Genomic DNA, 23,406 nt, shown 5'->3' on the forward strand with positions numbered 1-23,406 from the left:
ATGGCTGTAATGGATAACATCGCGCTGGTTCAGCGATTCATCAGGTTGCCGCTGTCACAGCGCAGGGCCTTCCTGGAAAAGCTGGCCGGCAAGGGCCTGACCCTGGGGCAGTTGCCGATCCCGGCGGCCCGTGAAGGCCTCGATGTTATCCCGCTGTCCTACGCCCAGCAGCGCCAGTGGTTCCTCTGGCAACTGGAGCCGCACAGCAGTGCCTACCACATCCCCAGTGCCCTGCGCCTGAAGGGCACGCTGGATGTGCCGGCCCTGGCCCGCAGCTTCCAGTGGTTGCTGGGGCGGCACGAATCGCTGCGTACGCGCTTCGTCGAGACGGCCGAGGGCGTGCGTCAGGTGATCGAGGCGCCGGCATCGGCCTTCGAGCTGCCGCTGCAGCACCTGCCCGCTGATGCCGGCGCCGATACCGAGCAGGCCGTGCGCGACTTCGTCGAGGCCCGTACCCAGGCGCTGTTCGACCTGCAGCAGGGCCCGCTGCTGCGGGTCGACCTGCTGCGCCTGGCCGATGACGACCATGTGCTGGTGATGACCCAGCACCATATCGTCTCCGACGGCTGGTCGATGCAGGTGCTGGTCGAGGAACTGGTACACGCCTATGCGGCCCTCAGCGGCGGTGGTGAACCTACGCTGGCGGCGGCATCGATCCAGTACGCCGACTACGCGATCTGGCAGCAGGCGTGGATGGAGGCGGGGGAGAGCGAGCGCCAGCTGGGCTATTGGGCTGCGCGTCTGGGCGGCGAGCAACCGGTGCTGGAGTTGCCGTTCGATCACTCGCGCCCGCAGCAGCCCAGCCATCGCGGCGAACGCCTGGCGGTAACGCTGCCGGGCGAGTTGCAGCGTGGCCTGCGCAGTCTGGCCCAGTCGCAGGGGATGACGCCGTTCATGCTCCTGCTGGCCAGCTTCCAGTTGCTGTTGCACCGCTACAGCGGCCAGCGCGAGATCCGCGTCGGCGTGCCGGTGGCCAACCGTCAGCACCCCGATACCAAGGCGCTGATCGGCTTCTTCATCAACACCCAGGTGCTGGATGTCAGCATCGACCCGCAGAATACCTTCCGTGAACTGCTGCAGCAGGTGCGTACGGCGGTGCTCGGCGCCCAGGCCCACCAGGCGCTGCCGTTCGAGCAACTGGTCGAAGCCCTGGCGCCGGAGCGCAGTGCCGGGGTCAACCCGCTGTTCCAGGTCATGCACAACCACCTTGGCGGCGATGGCGCTTCGGCGCTGCGCCTGCCGGGCCTGCATATCGAGGGGCTGGACGTGCGCACGGTCACCGCGCAGTTCGACCTGACCCTGGACACCGCCGAGGCGGGCGAGCAGTTGTCGGCAGCCTTCACCTACGCCACCGACCTGTTCGAGCGGGCCACGGTCGAGCGCATGGCGCGGCACTGGCTGCAACTGCTCGGGCAGATGGTCGCAGCGCCGGATACACCCCTGGTGCAGGTGCCGTTGCTCACTGCGCAGGAGCGCGCGGACATCATCGCCGAGTGGAATCCACGGCCAGCTGAGTATCCGGTGCAGCAGTGCATTCACCAGCGCATCGAGGAGCAGGCGCGCCTGCGCCCCGAGGCCATCGCGGTCACGCTGGATGATCGCCAGCTCAGCTACGGCCAGCTCGAAGCCCAGGCCAACCACCTGGCGCACCGCCTGCTGGCGCAGGGTGTCGGCCCTGAGGTGCGGGTCGGCCTGGTGGCCGAGCGCAGCCTGGAAATGATCGTGGCCATTCTCGCCACGCTCAAGGCCGGTGCAGCCTATGTGCCCATGGACCCCAGCGCCCCGGCCCAGCGCCTGGCCTACATGATGGCCGACAGCGGCATTGCCCTGCTGCTGGTGCAGCCGCACCTGGCGGCACGTGTGCAGGGTGCGCAGGACGTGCGCCAACTGATGCTGGAGCCGCTGTCGCCACAGCCGCTTGCCGACCCCGGCGCGCCGCAGCTGGCCTGCGACCCGCGCCAGCTCGCCTATGTCATCTACACCTCCGGTTCCACCGGCCAGCCCAAGGGCGTGCTGCTGCCCCACGACAACGTCATGCGCCTGTTCGCCGCCACCGAGCGCTGGTTCCACTTCGGTGCCGACGATGTCTGGACGCTGTTCCACTCCTACGCCTTCGACTTCTCGGTGTGGGAGATCTTCGGCGCCCTGATGCATGGCGGGCGCCTGGTGATCGTGCCGCACGAGACCTGCCGCAGCACCGAGGATTTCCATGCGCTGCTGCACCGCGAAGGCGTCACGGTACTGAACCAGACCCCTTCGGCGTTCAAGCAGCTGATGCAGGTGGCCTGCACGCGCGACGCCGCTGAGCTCGGTGCCCTGCGCCAGGTGATCTTTGGTGGCGAGGCCCTGGAGGTGCAGGCGCTGCGCCCGTGGTACGGGCATTTCGCTGCGCAGGGGCCGCGCCTGGTGAACATGTATGGCATCACCGAAACCACCGTGCATGTCACCTACCGTCCGCTGAGCCCGCGTGATCTCGAAGGGGCAGCCAGCAGCCCGATCGGCGAGCCGATCGACGACCTGTCCTGGTACCTGCTCGACGGCCAGCTGGAGCCGGTCGCGCCGGGATGCATCGGCGAACTGTATGTCGGCGGAGCCGGGCTTGCGCGCGGCTATCATCGCCGCAGCGACCTCAGCGCCCAGCGCTTCGTGCCCGACCTGTTCGGCAATGGCGGGCGCTTGTACCGTACCGGTGACCTGGCGCGCTATCGCAACGACGGGGTGATCGAGTACGTCGGGCGTATCGACCAGCAGGTGAAAATCCGTGGTTTCCGTATCGAGCTGGGCGAGATCGAGGCCCGCTTGCTGCAACTGCCAGGCGTGCGCGAGGCGGTGGTGCTCGCTCGCGACGGCAGTGCCGGTACGCAGTTGGTGGCCTATGTGGTGGCGCAGCAGGGCAGCGGCGAGGTGTCTGCGCTTGTCGAGCGCCTGCGCAGCGGCCTCAAGGCCGACTTGCCGGAGTACATGCTGCCAGCGCATATCCTGTGCCTGGACAGCCTGCCGCTGACCCTCAACGGCAAGCTCGACCGTGCGGCGCTGCCGGCCCCGACCCTGCGCCAGGAGGATTACCAGGCGCCGCGCACGGCGCTGGAGCAGCAGGTGGCGCAAATCTGGCAGCAGGTGCTGGAGGTCGAGCGAGTCGGTCTGCAGGACGATTTCTTTGTATTGGGCGGGCATTCGCTGCTGGCCACCCAGGTGGTGTCGCGCCTGCGTCACGGCCTAGGCCTGCAAGTGGCGCTGCGCACTCTGTTCGAACAGACCACCCTGCAGGCGTTCGTCGCAAGCCTCACGCCAACTGCAGACGCCGCACAGCCTGCGCTGCTGCCAGTACCGCGTGGCGAGCTGGCGCCGCTGTCCTACGCCCAGGAACGCCAGTGGTTCCTCTGGCAACTCGACCCGAGCAGCAGCGCCTACAACATCCCCAGCGCCTTGCGCCTGCGCGGCGCGCTGAATGTGCCGGCGTTGCAGCGCAGCTTCGACAGCCTGCTGGCGCGTCACGAGTCGCTGCGTACCACGTTCGTCCAGACGCCCGAGGGTGCTCAGCAGCGCATCCACGCCGCCGCACCGCTGGCGCTACCGATCGAAACGGTCGCCGAGGCCGAATTGGCCGCACGGGTGCAGGCCGAGGTGGCGCAGGTGTTCGATCTGGAGCAGGGGCCGCTGTTGCGTGTGCGCCTGCTGCGTGTGGCGCAGGACGACCATGTGTTGGTCGTCACCCAGCATCACAGCGTCTCCGATGGTTGGTCGATGCAGGTGCTGGTCGAGGAACTGGTGCAATGCTACGCCGCCTTCAGCCAGGGCGAAGCGCCCACGCTGCCGGTATTGCCGCTGCAGTACGCCGACTATGCGATCTGGCAGCGGCAGTGGATGGAGGCCGGCGAGCGCGAGCGTCAGCTCGGCTACTGGACCGAACGCCTTGCCGGCGAGCAGTTCCTGCAACTGCCTACCGATCATCCACGCCCGGCCGAACAGTCGTTCCGTGGCGCGCAGCTTGCGCTGGCGCTGCCGGACAACCTGGCCCAGGGCCTGCAACAGCGGGCGCGTGAGCTGCGGGTGACGCCGTTCATGCTGCTGCTGGCCACGTTCCAGGTGCTGCTGCACCGCTACAGCGGCCAGGGTGATATCCGCGTCGGCGTGCCGGTGGCCAACCGCAACCGCCTGGAGACAGAGCGCCTGATCGGCTTCTTCGTCAACACCCAGGTCCTGCGCGCCGAAGTCGAGCCGGGCATGGCCTTCACTCGCCTGCTCGAGCAGGTACGTGATAGCGCCCTGGAAGCCCAGGCCCATCAGGACCTGCCGTTCGAGCAACTGGTCGAGGCCCTGCACCCTGAGCGCAGCCTGAGCCACAGCCCGCTGTTCCAGGTGATGTTCAACCACCAGGGCGAGCGCGCCGCCGAGGCCTCCATGGCCCAAGTGCCGGGCCTGCAGGTCGAGGCGCTGGCGTGGGACAGCCACACCGCGCAGTTCGACCTGACCCTCAATACCTTCGAATCGGGTACGGCCTGGTCGGCGATCTGGACCTACGCCACCGACCTGTTCCTGCCAGAGACCATCGAGCGCTTGTCGCAGCACTGGCTGAACCTGTTGCAGGCGGTCGTTGCAGCGCCGGAGCAGCGCGTCGGCGAGCTGGCGATGCTCGAGGGCAGCGAGCGCGAGCGCATCGAACGCCAGTGGAACGCCAACGGCCTGGACTTCGACCGCAGCCAGTGCATCCATCGCCTGATCGAAGCCCAGGTATGCCGCACGCCACAGGCGTTGGCGGCGATCTGGGGTGATGAGCAGCTGGACTATGCCACCCTCAACGCCCACGCCAACCGCCTGGCCCGCCACTTGGTGAGCCTGGGTGTCGGCCCCGAAGTGCGGGTCGGCGTGGCTTTGCCGCGCAGCATGTCGATGCTGGTGGCGCTGCTGGCAGTGCTCAAGGCCGGTGGCGCCTACGTGCCGCTGGACCCGGACTACCCGGCCGAACGCGTCAGCTACATGCTTGACGACAGCGCAGCCCGCGTGCTGATCAGCGAACGCGCGGTGCTCGATGCACTGGCGGTCGACGGCGCGTTCGCGAGCGTGCTGCTCGATGAGCTGACGCTGGACACTGATGACAGTGACCTGCCAGCCCGCGCCGTGGCCGATAACCTGGCCTACGTGATCTACACCTCCGGTTCCACTGGCCGCCCGAAAGGCGTGGCCATTGCCCACCGCAACGTCGCCGCACTGGTGGCCTGGTCGCAGCAGGTCTACAGCCAGGCGGACATCCAAGGCGTGCTGGCCAGCACCTCGATCTGCTTCGACCTGTCGGTGTGGGAGCTGTTCGTGACCCTGGCCGGTGGCGGTTTCATCGTGGGGGCGCGCAATGCCCTGGAGCTGCCGGAGCTGGCAGCGCGGGATCGGGTGCGCCTGATCAACAGCGTGCCGTCGGCGGCCAGCGCGCTGCTGCGCGCCGGGCAGATACCGGCGAGCGTGCGCATCGTCAACCTGGCGGGCGAGCCGCTGAAGCAGTCGGTGGTGGAGGCGCTTTACGCGCTGGAGCACATCCAGCACGTCTACGACCTCTACGGCCCTTCGGAAGACACCACCTATTCGACCTGGACCCGCCGCGAAGCGGGTGGCCAGGCCAACATTGGCCGCCCGTTGCACAACACCGCCAGCTACCTGCTGGACGGCGAGCTGCAATCGGTGCCGGTCGGGGCGACGGCGGAGCTGTACCTGGCAGGCGAGGGCATCACCCGCGGCTACCTGCTGCGTCCGGGGCTGACCGCCGAGAAATACCTGCCGGACCCGTTCGCGTCGGACGGCTCGCGGCTGTACCGCACCGGTGACCTGGCGCGCTACCGCGAAGACGGCGTGCTGGAGTACGCCGGACGTGTGGACCATCAGGTGAAGGTGCGCGGCCTGCGTATCGAGTTGGGTGAGATCGAAGCGCGTTTGCAGGCTCATGCCGACGTCCGTGAAGTGGCAGTGATCGCGCATCAGGGCGAGCTGAGCACCCAGCTGGTGGGTTATGTCGTCGCTCCCGCGCTGCACGACAATGCCGAGCCGCTCAAGGCCTGGGTCAAGCAGACCTTGCCCGACTACATGGTGCCCACCCACTGGCTGTTCCTCGAACGTCTGCCACTGACCCCCAACGGCAAGCTCGACCGCAAGGCGCTGCCCGCGCCGCAGGCCACTGCCCCGGCGCGTCAGGTGGCACCGCGCAGCGTGCTGGAAAAACGCCTGGTGGCGATCTGGGAGGAAGTCTTGAAGGTTTCGCCGATTGGCGTGACCGACAACTTCTTCGAGCTGGGCGGCGATTCGATCATTTCGATCCAGGTGGTCAGCCGGGCGCGTCAGGTGGGCATCCGCTTCACGCCCAAGGCGCTGTTCCAGCACCAGACCGTCCAAGGGCTGGCGACCGTGGCCCAGGAAGGCGAGGGCGCGCAACTGATCGAGCAGGGTCCGCTAAGTGGCGAGATGCCGCTGCTGCCGATCCAGCAGGCGTTCTTCGACACCGACATCCCCGAGCGTCACCACTGGAACCAGTCGGTGCTGCTCAAGCCGGCCCAGCCGCTGCACGCGGGTTACCTGGAGCAGGCGTTGCAGGCGCTGGTCGCGCACCACGATGGTCTGCGCCTGAGCTTCACCGAAAGCGAGGCTGGCTGGCAGGCGCATTACCGCCCGCTTGGCGAACAGCCAACTGAGCTGCTGTGGCAGCGCACCCTGAATGCTGCCGATGAACTGGAAGCCCTGGCCGAATCGGCCCAGCGCAGCTTGTCGCTGGGCGATGGCCCGCTGCTGCGCGCCGTGCTGGCCGATCTGCCGGACGGCAGCCAGCGCCTGTTGCTGGTGATCCACCACCTGGCGGTGGACGGGGTGTCGTGGCGCATCCTGTTCGAAGACCTGCAACTGGCCTTTGAGCAACTGAGCAGCGGCAAACCCCTGGCCCTGCCGGGCAAGACCAGCTCGCAGCGTGACTGGGCTGGCGAACTGCAACGCGCCGCGCAAAGCCCGCGCCTGCAACAGTCGCTGGACTTCTGGCGTGCAACGCTAGAAGGCGCCCACGACAGCCTGCCGTGCCAACGCCCGGACACCGCCAATCGCAACTGCGACGGCGTGACGGTGCACAGCACACTGGATGCCGAGCAGACCCGGCAACTGTTGCAGCAGGCGCCCGCCGCCTACCGCACCCGTATCAACGACCTGTTGCTGACGGCCCTGGCCCGTGTGATCTGCCGCTGGACTGGCCACGACCACGCCCTGGTGCAACTGGAAGGCCATGGCCGCGAAGACCTGTTCGAGCACCTCGACCTGACCCGCAGCGTCGGCTGGTTCACCAGCGTGTTCCCGGTGCGCCTGACCCCGGCGCCAGGCCTGGGCGACTCGCTCAAGCAGATCAAGGAGCAACTGCGCGCGATCCCCGATAACGGCCTGGGCTTCGGTGTGCTGCGTCACCTGGGCGACGCCTCGGTGCGCGACGCCCTGCGTGCGCTGCCGACCCCGCGCATCACCTTCAACTACCTCGGCCAGCTCGATGTCAGCTTCGCCGACGAGTCGCCCGCCTGGCTGCCTGCCGGGGAGAACCGTGGCGCCGAGCATTCACCCGAGGCGCCGCTGGACAACTGGCTCAACCTCAACGGCCAGGTGTTCGACGGGCGCTTGCAGATCAGCTGGACCTTCAGCCGCGAGCGCTTCGATATCGCCACGCTGCAGCGTCTGGCCGAGGACTACCAGTGTGAGCTGGTGGCGGTGGTCGGCCATTGCTGCACGGTCGGTGTCGCCGGCGTGACGCCGTCGGATTTCCCCCTGGCCGGGCTCGATCAGGCCCAGCTCGATGCCCTGCCAGTGGCGGCGCAGACGATCCAGGACCTCTACCCACTGTCGCCGATGCAGCAAGGCATGCTGTTCCACAGCCTCTACGAGCAGGCCAGCGGCGACTACATCAACCAGATGCGTGTCGACATCGATGGCCTCGACCCGCAGCGCTTCCATGCCGCCTGGCAGGCCACGGTGCAGGCCCACGACATCCTGCGCACTGCCTTCGTCTGGGAAGGCGATCTGGCCCAGCCGCTGCAGGTGGTTCGCCAGCAGGTCGAGGTGCCATTCAGCGTCCATGACCTGCGTGACCTGGACGCGCCAGCCCCGGCCCTCCAGGCCCTGGCCGATGCCCAGCGCCAGCAGGGCTTCGAACTGGCCAGTGCGCCGCTGTTGCGTCTGCTGCTGGTGGACCTTGGCCAAGGCCGTCACCACTTCATCTACACCTATCACCACATCCTGATGGATGGCTGGAGCCACGCCCAGGTGCTGTCCGAAGTGCTGCAGCACTACAACGGCCAGGCACAGGACGCGCCACGCGGACGCTACCGCGACTACATCGACTGGCTGGCTCGCCAGGATCAGCAGGGCAACCAGGACTTCTGGCGCGCGCAACTGGCCGAGCTGGACGAGCCGACCCTGTTGGCCCAAGTGTTCCGTGGCGCCACGCCTGCCAGCGATGAGCAGGCCCACGCCCAGCACGACCAGGTGTTCGATGCCCCGCGCAGCGCGCGCCTGGCGGCCTTTGCCCGCGAGCAGAAAGTCACCCTCAACACCGTGCTGCAAGCGGCCTGGGCGCTGCTGTTGCAGCGCCACCAAGGGCAGCAGACCGTGTGCTTCGGTGCCACGGTGGCGGGGCGCCCGTCGGAGCTGGCGGGGGTCGAGCAGCAGGTCGGCCTGTTCATCAATACCTTGCCGGTCGCGCTGACCCTGCACGCCCAGCACAGTGTCGCCAGCCTGCTGCAGGGCCTGCAGGCGCAGAACCTGAGTCTGCGCGAGCATGAATACACGCCGCTGTTCGACATCCAGCGCTGGGCCGGGCAGGGTGGTGAAGCCCTGTTCGACAGCCTGCTGGTGTTCGAGAACTATCCGGTGTCGGACGTGCTGCAGGCGCGTGCACCGGATGGCCTGCGCTTCGGTGCCATCGACAACCTCGAACAGACCAACTACCCCTTGACCCTGCTGGTCAACGCCGGCGAGCAACTGAGCCTGCAATACAGCTTCGACCCGCAGTGCTTCACCCCGGCGCAGATCGCTGGGCTGGCGGCGCAACTGGCGCAGATCCTCGACGCCCTGGTCGAAGATGCCGAACGCCCGCTGGGCGAGGTCGACAGCCTGCCGGCGGACCTGCGCCGCCAGGTGCTGCACGACTGGAGCGGCCAGGTCGGCCACGATGTGAGCTGGCTGCCAGTGCACCGTCAGTTCGAGGCCATGGCTCAGGCCCAGCCCCAGGCTATCGCCGCCGTCTATGGCACGGAATCGATCAGCTATGCCGAGCTCAACCTGCGCGCCAATCGCCTGGCCCATGGGCTGATCGCCCGGGGCGTGGGGCCAGACCGCCTGGTGGGGCTGTGCCTGGACCGCGGCCTGGAAATGCTGGTCGCACTGCTGGCCGTGCTCAAGGCCGGTGGCGCCTACGTGCCACTGGACCCGGACTTCCCCGAAGAGCGCCTGGACTACATGATCCAGGACAGCGGCATCGGCCTGCTGCTGACCCAGCCCCACCTGGCCGAACGGCGTACCCTGCCTCAGGGCGTACAGCAGATGCTGCTGGCAGCGGAGTCGGATGCGCTGGACGCGCTGGCGGCACATGACCCGCAGGTAGCGGTGGCTGACGACCACCTGGCCTACGTGATCTACACCTCCGGCTCCACCGGACGGCCCAAGGGGGTGATGGTCCCGCACCGGGGGCTTGGCAACTTCCTCGACAGCATGGCGGCAGCGCCAGGGTTGCAGGCGCAAGACCGAGTGCTGTCGCTGACCACCTTCTCGTTCGATATCTTCGGCCTGGAAATCTTCCTGCCACTGGTGCGCGGCGCACGTGTGGTGCTGGTGGATCGCCAGGCTGCACGCGATCCCGAGCAACTGCTGGAGGTGGTGCGCGAGCAGGCCGTGAACGTGGTGCAGGCCACGCCGTCGACCTGGCGCATGCTGCTCGACAACCCGCAGGCCGAGCTGCTGCGAGGTTGCCGCATGCTCTGCGGCGGCGAGGCGCTGGCACCGGAACTGAGCCTGCGCATGCTCGCCCTGGGGGGCGAAGTGTGGAACCTGTATGGCCCCACCGAGACCACCATCTGGTCGGCACGGCGACGCCTGGATGCCACACAGCCGGCACCGCTGCTGGGCGAGGCCATCGGCAATACCACCTTGTTCGTCGTCGGCCCCGATCTGCAACCGGTGGCGCCGGGCGTGGCCGGTGAGCTGCTGATCGGTGGCGAAGGCCTGGCCCGCGGCTACCACGGCCGCGCGGCACTGAGCGCCGAGCGCTTCGTGCCGCATCCGTTCGCCGACGATGGCGCGCGGCTGTACCGCACGGGCGATCTGGTGCGCCACCTGGCCGATGGCACGCTGGAGTACCTCGCGCGCCTGGATCATCAGGTGAAGATCCGTGGCTTCCGCATCGAGCTGGGCGAGATCCAGGCCCTGATGCAGGACCATCCGCAGGTCCGCGAGGCCGTGGTGATTGCCCGCGACGGCGCGGGCGGCGCACAGCTGGTGGGCTACGTGGTGCCGCTGGAGGCCGCCGAGGCGGGCAGCGACAGTCTGCGCGAGGCGCTGCGCCAGTGCCTGACCGAGCGGCTGCCGGCCTACATGGTGCCGGCGCATATCCAGGTGCTTGAACGCATGCCGTTGACCCCCAACGGCAAGCTCGACCGCAAGGCCTTGCCGGCCGTCGACGCCAGCGCTTCACGCCAGGTCTACCAGGCTCCACGTACCGACCTGGAACGCCAGGTCGCCGAGGTCTGGCAGCAGGTGCTGCAACTGGAGCAGGTCGGGGTGCACGACCACTTCTTCGAGTTGGGCGGGCATTCGTTGCTGGCTGTCAGCGTGGTCTCGCGCCTGCAACTGGCGCTGGGTCTGAAGCTGTCGCCGCAGTTGGTGTTCCAGGCGCCGGTGCTGGAGCAGTTCGCCGAGGCGCTGGGCCAGGCAGGCGGGCAGGTGGTAGATGAATCGAAATTGAGCAAGCTCGAATGGCTGCTTGACGAAATGGAGGAAGTTTGATGGAAACCCAAGCAGCCCTGAGAATCGCGCAGCGCTTCATTACCCTGCCGCTGGAAAAGCGCCGCCTGTACCTGGAGAAGATGCTGGCGGAGGGGGTGTCCCCGGCCAACCTGCCGATCCCGCAGGTGCAGTCAGCCTTCGAAACGCTGCCGGTGTCCTACGCCCAGGAGCGTCAATGGTTCCTCTGGCAGATGGACCCTGGCAGCACCGCCTATAACCTGGCGACCGTGCTGCGTCTGCGCGGCCACCTGGACATCGACGCCCTGCAGCGCAGCCTCGACTGGCTGGAGCAGCGCCATGAAAGCCTGCGCACCCGCTTTGCCGAGCAGGACGGGCGCCTGAGCCAGCGTATCCTGCCGCCCGCAGGGCTACCCCTGGCGCACGAGCAACTGGTTGCCGGCACCCCGGGCGATGCGGCGCTGGATGCCTGCATCAAGGCCCGGGTCGAAGCCCTGACCCAGCAGGTGTTCGACCTGTTCGACGGCGCGCTGGTGCGTGCCAGCCTGCTGAAGGTGGGTGAGCACGACCATGTGCTGGCCATCGTCCAGCACCACATCATCGCCGACGGCGCCTCGATCCAGATCATGATCGGCGAACTGGTGCGGGCCTATGGTGCATTCAGCCAGGGGCAGGCCCCCGTGGCAGCGGCGCTGCCGATCCAGTACGCCGACTATGCGATCTGGCAGCGGCACTGGATGGAAGCCGGCGAGCGCGAGCGCCAGTTGAACTACTGGCGTGAGCAACTGGGCGGCGAGCAGCCGCTGCTGGCGCTGCCGGGCGACCGTCCGCGCCCGGCGGTGCAGAGCCTGCGTGGCGAGCGCCTGGAGGTGAGCCTCGATGCCGACCTCAGCCGTCAACTGCGCAGCCTGGCCCAGGGGCAGGGCGCGACCCTGTTCATGCTGTTGCTGGCCAGCTTCCAACTGTTCCTGCACCGCTACAGCGGTCAGCACGACATCCGTGTCGGGGTGCCGGTGGCCAACCGCAACCGCCCGGAAACCGAGGGGTTGCTCGGCTTCTTCGTCAACACCCAGGTGCTGCGCGCCGAGATCGATGGGCAGCAGCCGTTCCGCGCCTTCCTCGAGCAGGTCAAGCACACCGCGTTGCGCGCCCAGGAGCATCAGGACCTGCCGTTCGAGCAACTGGTCGAAGCCCTGCAACCGCAACGCAGCCTCAGCCATGCGCCGCTGTTCCAGGTCATGTTCAACCACCAGCGCAGTGCCCCGGCGCGCGGCCAGGCCCAGGCTGCACCGGGCAGTGACCTGCGCGTCGAAGGGGTGGCCTGGGACAACCCCACCGCGCAGTTCGACCTGACCCTGGAAACCCATGAGTCCGACGACGCGCTGATCGCCGCCTTCACCTATGCCACCGACCTGTTCGAGCGCGACACCGTGCAGCGCCTGGTCGCTCACTGGCAAACGCTGCTCGCGGCCATCGTCGCCGAGCCTGACCAGCGTTGCGCCGAGCTGGTGCTGATGAGCGCCGCCGAAACCGAGCAGGTGCGCCTGCGTGCCCAGGGGCCGCAGGTGGCGCATGCCGATGCTCGCCCGGTGCACCTGCAAGTGCAGGCCCAGGCCGAGCGCACGCCGCAGGCCGTCGCCGTGGTCTGCGCCGGGCAGCAGTGCAGTTATGCCGAGCTCGACGCGCGGTCCAACCGCCTGGCACGTGAGCTGATCGCCCGTGGCGTCGGCCCCGAGGTGCGAGTGGGCATCGCTGCCGAACGCAGCCTGGAGCTGGTGGTGGCGCTGTTGGCCGTGCTCAAGGCCGGTGGGGCCTATGTGCCGTTCGACCCGGCCTATCCTGCCGAGCGCCTGGCCTACATGTTCGACGACAGCGGCATCGGCCTGCTGCTCGCCCAGCCGGCCCTGCTGGCGCAACTGCCGCTGCCGCAGGGCCTGGACGTGCTGGCGCTCGCGCCTGCGAGCGCGGTGCAGGATGGGGATTTCATCGCGCCGCAGGTTGCGGTGGATGGCGAGCACCTGGCCTACCTGATCTACACCTCCGGTTCCACCGGCCAGCCCAAGGGCGTGGCGGTGCGGCATGCCGGCCTTGGCAACCACATGGCGTGGATGCGCGATTGCTTGCCGCTGACGGCCGAGGACCGCGTGCTGCAGAAGACCGCGATCAGCTTCGATGCTTCGGTGTGGGAGTTCTGGTTGCCGCTGATCTGCGGCGCGCGCCTGGTACTGGCGGCGCCGGGGCAGGACGAGTCGCTGGCGCAACTGTGGGAGCAGGTTCAGGCGCACGGCATCACCGTGCTGCAATCGGCGCCGTCGCTGTTGCAGGCGATGCTGCCCCAGGCACGCCCTGAGCAATTGGCCAGCCTGCGCACCGTGCTGTGCGGCGGCGAGGCCCTGAGTGCGCAGTTGTGTGCACAGCTGCGCGAGCGCTGGCAAGGGCGCCTGGTCAACCTCTATGGCCCGACCGAGGCGACCATCGACAGCACCGCGTGCGAAGTCCCGGCCGTGCTGTCAGGGGCGGTAGTGCCGCTGGGCATGCCGATCGACAATGCCAGCGCCTACGTGCTGGGCGAGGCGTTGCAGGTGTGTCCGGCGGGCGCTGCCGGTGAGCTGTGCATCGGTGGCGAAGGCCTGGCTCGTGGTTATCATCAGCGCCCGGCGCTGACCGCCGAGCGTTTCGTGCCCGATCCGTTCTCCAGCCGACCCGGCGCGCGCCTGTACCGCAGTGGCGACCTGGTGCGCCAGGCCGACGACGGGGTGATCGACTACCTCGGGCGTATCGACCATCAGGTGAAGATCCGCGGCCTGCGCATCGAGCTGGGCGAGATCGAGGCGCGCCTGGGCGCGCTGCCGGGTGTCCGCCAGGCGCTGGTGCTGGCGCGTGAGCAGCAGTTGCTGGCCTACGTGGTGCCCGAGCCGGGCCAGGACGAGCCATTGGCGGTGGCCCTGCGCGAGGCGCTGCAAGGGCAGCTGCCTGCCTACATGGTGCCCAACCACCTGTTGCTGCTGGACGCGTTCCCGTTGACCAGCAATGGCAAGCTCGACCGCAAGGCGTTGCCGCTGCCTGAAGCCAACGCGGGCAGCGAGCAGGTCGCACCGGCCAACGACCTGGAACTGCGCCTGCACGCGCTGTGGCAGGACGTGCTCAAGTGCCAGGCGCTGGGTGTGACCGACAACTTCTTCGAACTGGGCGGCGACTCGATCGTCTCCATCCAGCTGGTCAGCCGCGCGCGCCAGGCGGGTATTCGCTTCACCCCCAAACAATTGTTCCAGCACCAGACCATCCGCGCCCTGGCCCAGGTCGCCGAGCTGGGCGGGCAGGGGCTGGTCATCGACCAGGGCCCGGTGCACGGCAGCCTGCCGCTGCTGCCGGCCCAACAGGCGTTCTTCGCCGCGTTGCCCGAAGAACCTGCGCGCTGGAACCAGTCGGTCTGGCTCAAGCCCGCGCGCGTATTGTCAGTCGAGACGCTGGCCGAGGCCCTGGGCCAACTGGTGAACCACCACGATGCCCTGCGCCTGTCGTTCGGCGAGCAGGGGGCACAGTTCCGAACCCCAGAGGCCATGCAGGCGCTCTACCACCAGTCGGCCTTGCTGTGGCAGGCCGAAGCCGAGGACGACGCTGCGCTGGAGGCCCTGGCCGACCGCGCACAGGGCAGCCTGGCGCTGGAAGACGGTTCGCTGCTGCGCGCGGTGCTGGCGCAGCTCGCCGACGGCAGCCAACGCCTGCTGCTGGTCATTCACCACCTGGTGGTCGATGGTATTTCCTGGCGCATCCTGTTCGATGACCTGCAACAGGCGCTGACGCAACTGGACGCTGGCCAGCCGTGCGTGCTGCCGGCCAAGACCAGCTCGCTCAAGGCCTGGGCCGAGCGCCTGGCGGCTGCGGCCGAGGGCGATATGCGCGGGCAGATGGCCTATTGGCAGACGGCACTGGCCGGCGCACCGCGCGACTTGCCGGTAAACGACCCGCAGGGCTCGCTGGCCAACGCCCCGGCCCACACCGTGCACACCCGGCTGGATGCCGAGACCACCCGGCGCCTGCTGCAAGAAGCACCGGCGGCCTATCGCACCCAGGTCAACGACCTGCTGCTGACCGCCCTGGCACGGGTCGTGGCGCCCTGGTGCGGGAGCGACAGTGCCTTGGTACAGCTTGAAGGCCATGGCCGCGAGGAGCTGTTCGACGACATCGACCTGACCCGTACCGTTGGCTGGTTCACCAGCCTGTTCCCGGTGCGCCTGGACCACTGCGCCGACCTGGGCAGCGCGATCAAGCGCGTCAAGGAGCAACTGCGCGCAGTGCCCGACAAGGGCTTGGGCTTCGGCGTGCTGCGTTACCTTGGCAGCGCCGATGATCGTGCGGCATTGCAGGCGCTGCCGCAGCCGCGTATCACCTTCAACTACCTTGGCCAGTTCGACGCCAGCTTCGACCCGCAACAGGCATTGCTGCGCCCCAGTGGCGAGGCCCGTGGCCGCGAGCAGGGCGATGCTGCGCAACTGGGCAACTGGCTGACCCTCAATGGCCAGGTGTACGACGGCCAGTTGAGCCTGAGCTGGACCTTCAGTCCGCAGATGCTCGAAGTCGCCACTGTGCAAGGCCTGGCCGATGCCTACCGCGAGGCACTCGGCGCCCTGGTCGAGCACTGCACCGAGGCTGGCCACGCCGGGCTGACCCCGTCCGATGTGCCATTGGCCGAGCTGGACCAGGCCGGCCTGGATGCGCTGCAGCTGGACGCCAGCACCGTCGAGGACATCTACCCGCTGTCGCCGATGCAGCACGGCATGTTGTTCCACTCGCTCTACGACCAGGCGGGCGGTGACTACATCAACCAGATGCGCGCCGATGTACAGGGCTTGGATGTGGCGCGCTTCCGGGCCGCCTGGCAGGCCACCATCGAGGCCCACGCGATCCTGCGCACCGGCTTGCGCTGGCAGGGCGAGCTGACCCGGCCGCTGCAGGTGGTGCAGCGCCAGGTGCAGGTGCCGTTCACCGAGGTGCGCTGGGATGGTCAGGTGCCGGACAGTGCACGGCTCGATGCCTTGGCACGCGAAGCCCGTGAGCAAGGTTTCGACCTGGAGCAGGCGCCGTTGCTGCGTCTGTTGCTGGTGGGCAACGGTGCCAACAGCCATCACCTGATCTTCACCAGCCATCACATCCTGATGGACGGCTGGAGCACCGCGCAATTGCTGGGCGAAGTGCTGCAGCGCTATGCCGGCCAGGCCATCGCGGCGCCGTCCGGGCACTACCGCGACTACATCGGCTGGCTGCAGCGGCAGCCGGCGCAGGCCCGCGAGGCGTTCTGGCGCCAGCAACTGGACGGTCTGCAGGCCCCGACCTGGCTGTCGCGTGCCTTGCCTGCGCCGCAGCCTGGCGGGCAGGGCGGTTATGCCGATCATCATGCCGGCCTCGATGCCCAGGCCATGACGCGCCTCGGCGTGCTGGCGCGCCAGCACAAGGTGACCGTCAACACGCTGGTGCAGGCCGCCTGGCTGTTGCTGTTGCAGCGCTATACCGGGCAGCGCAGCGTGTGCTTCGGCGCCACCGTGGCGGGTCGCCCGGCCGAGCTCAAGGGCATCGAGCAGCAGATCGGTCTGTTCATCAATACCCTGCCGGTGATCGCCGCGCCCGATCCACAGGAAACGCTGGCGCAGTGGTTGCAGACGGTCCAGGGCGTCAACCTGGCCCTGCGCGAGCACGAGCACACACCGCTGTTCGAAATCCAGCGGTGGGCCGAGCAGGGTAGCCAGGGCCTGTTCGACACCTTGCTGGTGTTCGAGAACTACCCCATCGCCGAGGCCCTGGAGCAGGGCGGCGACCAGAGCCTGCGCTTCAGCGCGGTACGTGCCCACGAGCAAAGCAACTACCCGCTGACCCTGGCGGTGGCCGCCGGGCGGGAGCTGACGCTGCATTTCAACTACGACCGCACACAGTTGCGCGACAGCGCCGTCGAGGGCGTGGCGCGTCACCTGCTGCACCTGCTGGAGCAGTTCTGTGCCGACGCTCAGGCACCGTTGCACCAGTTGACCTTGCTGGAGGGCCGTGAACGGACCCGTATCGAACGGCAGTGGAACGCCACTGGCCTGGACTTCGACCGCAGCCAGTGCATCCATCGCCTGATCGAAGCCCAGGTACGCCGCACACCGCAGGCGTTGGCGGCGATCTGGGGCGACGAACAGCTGGACTACGCCACCCTCAACGCCCGCGCCAACCGCCTGGCCCGCCACTTGGTGAGCCTGGGTGTCGGCCCCGAAGTGCGGGTCGGCGTGGCCTTGCCGCGCAGCATGTCGATGTTGGTAGCGCTGCTGGCGGTGCTCAAGGCCGGTGGTGCTTATGTGCCGCTGGACCCGGACTATCCGGCCGAGCGTGTCAGCTACATGCTCGACGACAGCGCCGCCCGCGTACTGATCAGTGAACGCTCCGTGCTCGATGCACTGGCGGTGGACGGCGCGTTCGCGAGCGTGCTGCTCGATGAGCTGACGCTGGACGGCGACGACAGTGACCTGCCAGCCCGCGCCGTGGCCGATAACCTGGCCTACGTGATCTACACCTCCGGTTCCACTGGCCGCCCGAAAGGCGTGGCCATTGCCCACCGCAACGTCGCCGCACTGGTGGCCTGGTCGCAGCAGGTCTACAGCCAGGCGGACATCCAAGGCGTGCTGGCCAGCACCTCGATCTGTTTCGACCTGTCGGTGTGGGAGCTGTTCGTGACCCTGGCCGGTGGCGGTTTCATCGTGGGGGCGCGCAATGCCCTGGAGCTGCCGGAGCTGGTTGCACGGGATCGGGTGAGCCTGATCAACAGCGTGCCGTCGGCGGCCAGCGCGCTGCTGCGTGCCGGGCAGATACCGGCGGGCGTGCGCATCGTCAACCTGGCGGGTGAGCCGCTGAAACAGTCGGTGGTGGAGGCGCTCTACGCGCTGGAGCACATCCAGCATGTCTACGATCTCTACGGCCCTTCGGAAGACACCACCTATTCGACCTGGACCCGCCGCGAAGCGGGCGGGCAGGCCAACATCGGCCGCCCGTTGCACAACACCGCCAGCTACCTGCTGGACGGCGAGCTGCAATCGGTGCCGGTTGGGGCGACGGCGGAGCTGTACCTGGCAGGCGAGGGCATCACGCGGGGCTACCTGCTGCGTCCGGGGCTGACCGCCGAGAAATACCTGCCGGACCCGTTCGCGGCGGATGGCTCGCGGCTGTACCGCACCGGCGACCTGGCGCGCTACCGCGAAGACGGTGTGCTGGAGTACGCCGGGCGTGTGGACCATCAGGTGAAGGTACGCGGCCTGCGTATCGAGCTGGGTGAAATCGAAGCGCGCTTGCAGGCCCAGGGCCTGTTGCGTGAATCGGCGGTGTTGGCCGTCGAGCTCAATGGCGTTCAGCAACTGGTCGCCTACGTGGTGGCGCATGACCTTGGCGCCGACGAAAGCGAATTGCGCAGTGTGTTGAAAGCCAACCTGCAACAGACCCTGCCGGACTACATGGTGCCGACCCACTGGTTGTTCCTCGAACGTCTGCCGCTGACCCCCAACGGCAAGCTTGACCGCAAGGCGCTGCCCGCGCCGCAGGCAACTGCCCCGACGCGCCAGGTAGCGCCGCGCAGCGTGCTGGAAAAACGCCTGGTGGCGATCTGGGAAGAGGTGCTGAAGGTTTCGCCGATTGGTGTGACCGACAACTTCTTCGAGCTGGGCGGTGATTCGATCATCTCGATCCAGGTGGTCAGCCGGGCGCGGCAAGTGGGTATTCGCTTCACGCCCAAGGCGCTGTTCCAGCACCAGACCGTCCAAGGGCTGGCGACCGTGGCCCAGGAAGGCGAGGGTGCGCAACTGATCGAGCAGGGCCCTTTGACTGGCGAGATGCCGCTGCTGCCGATCCAGCAAGCGTTCTTCGACACCGATATCCCCGAGCGTCATCACTGGAACCAGTCGGTGTTGCTCAAGCCGGCCCAGCCGCTGCACGCGGGTTACCTGGAGCAAGCGTTGCAGGCACTGGTTGCACACCACGATGCGCTGCGCCTGAGCTTCACCGAAAGCGAGGCAGGCTGGCAGGCGCATTACCGTCCGCTTGGCGAGCAGCCGACTGATCTGCTGTGGCAGCGCACACTCAACGCTGCCGACGAACTGGAAGCCCTGGCCGAATCGGCCCAGCGCAGTCTGTCGCTGGGCGATGGCCCGCTGCTGCGCGCTGTGCTGGCCGATCTGCCGGACGGCAGCCAGCGCCTGTTGCTGGTGATCCATCACCTGGCGGTGGATGGCGTGTCGTGGCGCATCCTGTTCGAAGACCTGCAACTGGCCTTCGAGCAACTGAGCAGCGGCAAGCCCCTGGCCCTGCCGGGCAAGACCAGCTCGCAGCGCGACTGGGTCGAGCAACTGCGCCAGCACGCCAGCACGAATGCGCTGGAACAACTGGAGTACTGGCAGGCCCAGGGCCGCGAACTGAGCGCCGAATTGCCCTGGGACCGTGCCGATGGCGGCCAGCGCAATCGCGACGGCAGCACGCTCTACTCGCGACTGGACAAGCCGCAGACCCGCCGCTTGCTGCAGGATGCACCGGCCGCCTATCGCACCCAGGTCAATGACCTGCTGCTGACCGCCCTGGCCCAGGTCGTCTGCGCCTGGACCGGCCAGGCCCATGCGCTGGTGCAGCTGGAAGGCCATGGCCGCGAAGACCTGTTCGAGCACCTCGACCTGACCCGCAGCGTCGGCTGGTTCACCAGTGTGTTCCCACTGCGCCTGACCCCGGCGGCAGGCCTGGGCGACTCGCTCAAGCAGATCAAGGAGCAATTGCGCGCGGTCCCTGACAAAGGCCTGGGCTTTGGCGTGCTGTCGCAGCTTGCCGCGCCGCAGGTGCGCGAGCGACTGGCCGGCCTGCCGACCCCGTCGATCACCTTCAACTACCTGGGCCAGTTCGATGCCAGTTTCGCCAGCGGCGAGGCGGCGTTCTGGCTGCCCTGCGACGAGGCCCGTGGCGCCGAGCAACACCCCGACGCGCCCTTGGCCAACGCGCTGAGCGTCAATGGCCAGGTGTTCGATGGCGAGTTGAGCCTGGGCTGGACCTTCAGCGACGCACGTTTCGACAACCACACCATCCAGGCCCTGGCCGATGCCTATACCCAGGCGTTGCTGGCCTTGATCGAGCACTGCTGCCAACCGCAGGCTGGCGGCCTGACCCCTTCGGACGTGCCACTGGCCCGCTTGTCCCAGGCCCAGTTGGACGCCTTACCGCTGGCGGCTTTCAGTGTCCAGGACCTCTACCCGCTGTCGCCGATGCAACAGGGCATGTTGTTCCACAGCCTCTACGAGCAGGCCAGTGGCGACTACGTCAACCAGATGCGCGTGGACATCGACGGGCTGGAGCCCACGCGTTTCCGCGATGCCTGGCAGGCTACGCTGCTCAACCATGACATTCTGCGCACCGGTTTCCTCTGGCAAGGTGGGTTGAGCCAGCCGCTGCAGGTGGTGGCACGCCAGGTCGAAGTGCCGTTCGCGCTGCACGACTGGCAGGGCCGCGCCGACCAGGCTGACGCACTGGACGCGCTGGCATTGGCCGAGCGTGCCCAGGGCTTCGACCTGGAGCAGGCGCCGCTGCTGCGGGTGCAACTGATCGCCACGGCGCCGGGCCGTCATCACCTGTTGTTGACCCACCATCACATCCTGATGGATGGCTGGAGCCATTCGCAGCTGCTCGGCGAAGTCCTGGCGCGCTACGCCGGTGAGGCGGTCGCCGCGCCTGTCGGGCGCTACCGCGACTACATCGCCTGGTTGCAGGTGCAGGACGCCGAGGCGTGCGAGGCGTTCTGGCGCCAGCAACTGGCCGAGCTCGACGAGCCGACCCACCTGGCCCGTGCCATCCGCCAGGAGCCCCGCGCGGCCGGCGCCGCCCATGGCGACTACCGCATCGCCGTGGACGAGGCCGTCACTGCGCGCCTGGCGAACTTTGCCCGTGAGCAGAAAGTCACCCTCAACACCCTGGTACAGGCGGCCTGGCTGTTGCTGCTGCAGCGCTACACCGGCCAGGCGAGCGTGTGCTTCGGCGCGACGGTGGCCGGGCGCCCGGCGGAGTTGCCGGGCATGGAGCAGCAGATGGGGCTGTTCATCAACACCTTGCCAGTGGTCGCCACGCCGACCCCGCAACAGACCGTGGCCGACTGGCTGCAGGCCGTGCAGGCGCGCAACCTGGCGCTGCGCGAGTTCGAGCATGCGCCGTTGTACGAGATCCAGCGCCTGGCCGGGCAGGGCGGTGGCGCCCTGTTCGACACGCTGCTGGTGTTCGAGAACTTCCCGGTCTCTGAAGTGCTGGAGCAGGCTGCGCCCGAGGCGCTGCGCTTTGACGCGGTGAGCAACCACGAGCAGACCAGCTACCCGCTGACCCTGGCGGTCAACCAGGGGGCAAGCCTGCTGCTGCACTACAGCTACGACGGCGACAGCTTCGAGGCGGCGACCATCGAGCGCCTGGCCGTGCACCTGGGCCTGCTGCTGGAAGGCCTGGCCGTGTCGGCCACACGGGCCTTGGGCGAGGTGTCGATGCTCGACGCCCATGAGCGTGCCTTGCCGTTGGAGGTGTGGAACGCCACCGCTGTCGAGTACCCGCTGGAGCACAGCGTCCAGGCGCTGATCCAGCGTCAGGTCGAGGCCACGCCGGACGCCACGGCGCTGGTGTTCGGCGAGCGTCAGCTCAGCTACCGCCAGCTCGATGCCCTGGCCAACCAGTGGGCGCACCGCCTGCACGCGGCGGGCGTGGGCCCGGATGTGCTGGTGGGTGTGGCGGCCGAGCGCAGCGTGGAAATGGTCGTGGCGCTGCTGGCGGTGCTCAAGGCCGGTGGTGCTTATGTGCCGCTGGACCCGGAATACCCGCGCGAGCGCCTGGCCTACATGATCGAGGACAGCGGCATCGAACTGCTGCTGACCCAGTCGCACCTGCGCGAGCAGTTGCCGCTGCCGCAGGGCCTGGAGTGCCTGTTGCTCGACCAGCCACTGAGCGGTTATGCCGAGCACGCGCCGGTGATCGAGGTCACGGGCGAGAACCTGGCCTACGTGATCTACACCTCCGGCTCCACCGGCAAGCCCAAGGGCGCGGGCAACCGCCACCGGGCGCTGACCAACCGCTTGTGCTGGATGCAACAGGCCTATGGCCTGACTGCTGGGGACCGGGTGTTGCAGAAGACCCCGTTCAGCTTCGACGTGTCGGTGTGGGAGTTCTTCTGGCCGCTGATGACCGGCGCTTGCCTGGTGGTCGCCGCGCCGGGGCTGCACCGCGACCCGGCGCAACTGATCGAGCTGATTCGCCGCGAGCGCATCACCACGCTGCACTTTGTGCCGTCGATGCTGCAGGCCTTCGTCGCCGACCCGGCGGTGGCGGGCTGCGACAGCCTGACCCGTATCGTTTGCAGCGGCGAGGCGCTGCCGGTGGATGCCCAGCGCCAGGTGTTCGACAAGCTGCCGAATGCCGGGCTGTACAACCTGTATGGCCCGACCGAAGCGGCCATCGACGTGACCCACTGGACCTGCCGCGAAGAAGGCCGCGACAGCGTGCCGATCGGCGAGCCCATCGCCAACCTGCAGACCTATGTGCTGGACGCTGGCCTAGGCCCGGTGGCGGTGGGCGTGGTAGGCGAGCTGTACCTGGGCGGCACCGGCCTGGCGCGGGGTTATCACCGTCGTCCGGGGCTGACCGCCGAACGCTTCGTCGCCAGCCCCTTCGGTGACGGCGAGCGGCTGTACCGCACCGGCGACCTGGCGCGCTACCGCGCCGACGGGGTGATCGAGTACATGGGGCGTATCGACCATCAGGTGAAGATTCGCGGGCTGCGCATCGAGCTGGGCGAGATCGAAGCACGGCTGATGGAGCAGGACGAAGTGCGCGAGGCCGTGGTGCTGGCGGTGCCGGGTGCCGGTGGCCTGCAATTGGCCGGTTACCTGGTGCCAAGCACGCCAGTGGCGGACGACGCGGCGGCCGAAGCCTTGCGCGCCACCTTGCGCGAGCGCCTCGGTGCGGTGCTGCCGGACTACATGGTGCCGGTACACCTGTTGTTGCTCGAGCAACTGCCGCTGAGCCCCAACGGCAAGCTGGAACGTCGTGCGTTGCCGTCTCCGGAGCTGGCCCAGGCTCGCTACGTGGCACCGCGCAGCGAGCGCGAACAACAACTGGCGCAGATCTGGAAGGACGTGCTGCAAGTACCGCAGGTGGGTCTGGAAGATGACTTCTTCGCCCTCGGTGGACATTCGCTGCTGGCGACTCAGGTGATCGTGCGGATTCGCGAGCACCTGGGCATCGAGGTGCCGCTCAAGACTCTGTTCAACGCGCGGCACCTGGGCGAGTTCAGCGCTTCGGTGCAGGCACTGGATGTGGGCAACGATCCTTTGATGGATGAACTGGCTAAATCCTTGGAGGCCCTGGAACGTTTAACAGGAGATGAGCTTGAGAAGCTAATTTCTGAGTGAAGGGGAACCG

The 23,406-nt window shown here is 68.0% G+C and carries 2 protein-coding genes; both read left to right on the plus strand.

Going from position 1 to position 23,406, the window contains the following annotated elements:
- Positions 1-11,004 carry an amino acid adenylation domain-containing protein gene (locus ACTYOL_RS10665; RefSeq protein WP_444757896.1) on the plus strand — a complete coding sequence of 3,668 codons (11,004 nt, stop codon included), beginning with the start codon at positions 1-3 and terminating at the stop codon, positions 11,002-11,004.
- A complete protein-coding gene (locus tag ACTYOL_RS10670; protein WP_444757897.1) occupies positions 11,004-23,396 on the plus strand; it encodes a non-ribosomal peptide synthase/polyketide synthase in 12,393 nt (4,130 codons plus the stop codon). Before ACTYOL_RS10665 ends, ACTYOL_RS10670 begins: the two co-directional genes overlap by 1 nt.
- Positions 23,397-23,406 lie beyond the last annotated feature (10 nt).

The sequence above is a fragment of the Pseudomonas sp. A014 genome (genome assembly GCF_052378495.1).
In the GTDB taxonomy this organism is placed as follows: Bacteria; Pseudomonadota; Gammaproteobacteria; order Pseudomonadales; family Pseudomonadaceae; genus Aquipseudomonas; species Aquipseudomonas machongensis.

Bases quoted from the DNA above. Each gene is read 5' to 3' on its own strand.
- ACTYOL_RS10665 (WP_444757896.1), top strand. From the start codon at position 1: ATGGCTGTAATGGATAACATCGCGCTGGTTCAGCGATTCATCAGGTTG.
- ACTYOL_RS10670 (WP_444757897.1), top strand. From the start codon at position 11,004: ATGGAAACCCAAGCAGCCCTGAGAATCGCGCAGCGCTTCATTACCCTG.